Below are 4,047 nucleotides of genomic sequence, written 5' to 3' on the forward strand. Positions count from 1 at the left end.
AGCCAATTAGATAGCCAACTAGATTCCCTTGTAACGACGGTGACAGCGATCGCCCAAGAACAGCAGGGAGATTGTAACGGTTTGTTAATGTTGCTGCGAACTTTAGAAAATTTACATCGGCAAATTCGCGAGCAGATGTTCGAGCCATCTTTACCCAATACCCGTAAGGACTTATACGGATTACTCCGGGATATCGAGGAAACCGGGGGATGGCCCTATATAGAACGGATGAAGTTACAAATGTTAATGGAAAAATTATTAGCCAGTGAAGTCGGCGCGCTCGATTCGGCGGCAAAAACCGATGATCGAGAAAAATGAGTTTCCAGAGGTTACGGAGCGGGTTACAGTATTGGGAAAATGGATATTTTAGGGGTAGTTCGTAAATCATGACCACCGTGAACCCGATTAAATTTGGAACCGATGGCTGGCGCGGGATTATCGCCGCCGATTTTACTTTCGATCGAGTCGCTCTGCTCGCTCCCTTGGCGGCTCAGGTTTTAGCGGATAATTATGGTCAGATCACGGGTTCGCGGACGATGATCGTCGGCTATGATCGGCGGTTTATGGCGGAGGATTTTGCTCAAACTGCGGCGGAATCGCTGCAAAAAGCTGGTTTTGATGTGCTTCTCTCCCAATCCTACGCTCCCACTCCCGCTTTTAGTTGGGCAGCTCGATCAGAAAATGCTCTCGGTGCGATCGTGTTAACCGCCAGTCATAACCCGGCTAAATATCTCGGTTTGAAGGTTAAAGGTTATTTTGGTGGTTCTGTCTCGCCGGAAATTACCCAACAAATTGAAGCTTTATTGTCTAATCCGCCGCAATTTAACGCAGCTCCAGGTAAATTAAGCACTTTTGAACCGTGGTCAGGTTATTGTCAGGGTTTACGCCAAAAAGTTAATATTGCCGCTATTGCCAACGCGATCGAATCGGGACAACTAAAAGTTTATTCCGATGTCATGCACGGTGCGGCGGCTACCGGTTTAGAGGGTCTTTTGGGGGTGGGGATCACGGAATTACGCGGCAATCGCGATCCTTTGTTCGGTGGCGGCTCTCCGGAACCTTTACCGAGAAATTTGAGGGAAATCATCGATAAACTGGCTCACAGCGCAAATTTAGCCCCTTTGCGAGTAGGTTTGGTCTTCGATGGGGATAGCGATCGAGTAGCGGCGATCGATGGTCGGGGGAATTTTTTAAGCACCCAAAATCTCATCCCGATTTTAATCGAGCATTTAGCCGGCAAAAAGGGAATGAGAGGGGAAATTGTCAAAACGGTGAGCGGTTCCGATTTAATCCCCAAATTAGCCAGTTTATACGGTTTATCGGTCTTTGAAACCCCGATCGGTTATAAGTATATCGCCGATCGAATGTTGACCACTCCTGTGTTAATTGGTGGGGAAGAGTCGGGAGGTGTCGGTTATGGTACTCACATTCCCGAACGGGATGCTTTATTATCAGCTTTATACGTTTTGGAAGCGGTGGTAGAATCGGGCCAAGATTTAAGCGATCTTTACGCGCAATTACAGGATAAAACTGGTTTTCATTCTGAGTATGATCGCATTGATTTACCCTTAGCTAATATGGAAGCTCGCAATCAGTTAATTACTGCTTTGGATAAGGAACCCTTAAGGGAAATTGCCGGTAAACAAGTGACTGATTGTAATACTATGGACGGTTATAAATTCCGTTTAGAAGATGGCAGTTGGTTGTTAATTCGCTTTAGTGGCACAGAACCGGTTTTGCGTCTCTACTGTGAATCTTCAACCCTCGATCGAGTTCAGGAAATTCTCGCCTGGGCAAAATCTTGGGCTACCTATATCTAATAGAAAACGGGTTTCTTGAAGAAACCCGTTTTCTGTTTTAAACGGGGATGAACTAGGAAATTTTCAGCCCGCGAATCGCATAATCTAATAATTCGATGGGATGAATAACGGGTGTATCTTTTCCCTGTAATTGTAGATGTTTTTTAATTTGTAGGGAACAACCCGGATTAGGAGAAGCAATCACCGCAGCCCCAGTATTTAATAAATTGCGTACTTTCTGCTGACCTAATTCATCGGCAGTATCTGGCTGTAGCATATTATAAACTCCGGCACTGCCACAACACAAGGCCGCATCGATAGGTTCTTTTAAGTTAATATTGGGGATTTTTTGCAATAATTGCCGTGGTTGCACGGAGATTTTTTGTCCGTGTAAAAGATGACAGGCATCTTGATAAACTAGGGTTAATTCTGTCTCGGTAATCGGGGATAAATCAGCAGTTAACCCCACTGCGGCTAAAAATTCTTGGGCATCGCGTACTTTAGCCACAAACTCCTTAGCCTTATCTTTGTATTCAGGATCATCGGCTAAAATATGATGATATTCCTTGAGAGTATGACCACAACCCGCCGCATTAATAATAATATAATCAACCTCGGTTTCTGCAAAACTATCGATCATTTGTCTGGCTAAACTTTGTGCTTGTTTTTCCTGTCCTTGATGTGCGGGTAAAGCGGCACAACAACCCTGGGTTTTTGGGATAACCACTTCGCAACCATTGGCAGTTAAAACCCGCACTGTTGCTTCATTTACCGGCGAGAAAAAGAGGCGCTGCACACAACCTAAAACTACTCCCACTCGATAGCGTTTTTCAGTTTGGGAGGGAATAACATCGGCATAGTTTTTAAACAAAGAGGACAGGGTAATTTTGGGTAAAATTGATTCCATCGCCGCTAGACGGGGAAAGAGCATTTTTAAGATACCCGATTTCCTGACTAGGGTTTGTAATCCCAGGGTTTGATATAACCAGAGGAAGGGTAAAAATAATTTGAGACGGAGGGGATAGGGAAAGAGATTAAAAATGAGAAAACGAATAATTTTATCTTTAAAACTGCGGGGTTGATTGCGTTCCACCTGCGGACGGACTGCGGCGATTAATTGATCGTATTGTACTCCCGATGGACAAGTACTAACACAGGCTAAACAACCTAAACAAGTATCAAAATGTTGGCTAGTGGTTTCGTCTAAAACTGCTTCCCCTTTATTGATGGCATTCATCAGATAAATTCTGCCCCGGGGGGAGTCCATTTCTTTGCCAATCACTCGATAACTGGGACAGGTAGATAGACAAAAACCACAGTGAACACAACTATCGATTAATTCTTGGGCAGGGGGATTCTTGGGGTCAAATCCTTGATTTTTTTGGTCGATTAATTCTTGAAAGTTAACGGAATGTTCGGAGGTTTGCATGATTTTAAATTAGATTTTGTTAAGAAAGCGTTCAGGACTAAAAATACCGTGAGGATCGAATTTAGTTTTTAGGGTTTTCATCATGGTAATCGCGTTACCTGTATAGCCCCAAGGTTCAATTTTTTCTTTTAGCGATGGCGGCGCAGTTAACACCGTTAAATAACCCTGATTGGCACTGCATAAAGAGCGAATTTTGTCAAGATTTTCCTCCGATCTTAAGATAACTTTACCCACCCCACTACTAATATTAATCGAGGCTAGTCCGTTAATTTGGTCGATAACTAGAGCTAAATTGCTAGGTAATAATCCTATTTTGCCGAAAAAATTGCCCTCTTGGTCATAATTATCGATTGTTTTTCGGTATCTTTGCCATAGAGAAATTTCTTCCTCATCCCGATAATAATTAGTCTGACAGTCTAACTGTTGCCCTAAATAACTCACCTGTTGCGATTGTTCGCTAATACTTTCGGGAATGCTTTGAAAACGCAGCAGTAAAGCGACTTTTTCCCCTAATCCTAGTGCTTGCGTCATCCCTGGGTTTAAACATTCAGCCACGGTGGGAGTTAAGGCCGATTGCCGAATAACTTGACTCAATTTACTAATATTTTCGCTATTTCCAGTGATGATCAGGGTTTCTGAGTTAGCAGTTTCGGGATACAGTCGCAGGGTAATTTGATCGATAATCCCTAAAGTGCCGTAGGAACCCGTAAATAGCTTCATCATGTCGTATCCCGCCACATTCTTGACCACACGCCCTCCAGCTTTAGCAATCTCGCCATCGTGACGGATAAAGGAGAATCCTAGGATCAGATCCCGGAC

The 4,047-nt window shown here is 43.8% G+C and carries 4 protein-coding genes; 2 read left to right on the forward strand and 2 right to left on the reverse strand.

Annotated elements, in window-relative coordinates; all coding sequences use genetic code 11:
- Positions 1–318 (forward strand): hypothetical protein (locus PX481_RS06010; RefSeq protein ID WP_288093981.1); only part of this gene is annotated, 318 nt, incomplete at its 5' end.
- A 68-nt stretch (positions 319–386) separates the two neighbouring features.
- Positions 387–1,820 (forward strand): phosphoglucomutase/phosphomannomutase family protein, encoded by a 1,434-nt coding sequence (locus PX481_RS06015; RefSeq protein WP_288093982.1) that lies wholly within the window; start codon positions 387–389, stop codon positions 1,818–1,820.
- A 52-nt stretch (positions 1,821–1,872) separates the two neighbouring features.
- Here PX481_RS06015 and PX481_RS06020 read toward each other — a convergent pair whose 3' ends face one another.
- Both PX481_RS06020 and PX481_RS06025 read right to left on the reverse strand, forming a co-directional pair.
- Positions 1,873–3,228 carry a (Fe-S)-binding protein gene (locus tag PX481_RS06020; RefSeq protein WP_002761037.1) on the reverse strand — a complete coding sequence of 452 codons (1,356 nt, stop codon included), beginning with the start codon at positions 3,226–3,228 and terminating at the stop codon, positions 1,873–1,875.
- Between the two features lie 9 nt (positions 3,229–3,237).
- Positions 3,238–4,047: FAD-binding oxidoreductase (locus PX481_RS06025; RefSeq protein ID WP_288093983.1), on the reverse strand; the 810-nt coding region annotated here is incomplete at its 5' end.

The organism is Microcystis sp. M53603_WE2 (assembly GCF_030065435.1).

Bases quoted from the DNA above. Each gene is read 5' to 3' on its own strand.
- PX481_RS06015 (WP_288093982.1), top strand. From the start codon at position 387: ATGACCACCGTGAACCCGATTAAATTTGGAACCGATGGCTGGCGCGGG.
- PX481_RS06020 (WP_002761037.1), bottom strand. From the start codon at position 3,228: ATGCAAACCTCCGAACATTCCGTTAACTTTCAAGAATTAATCGACCAA.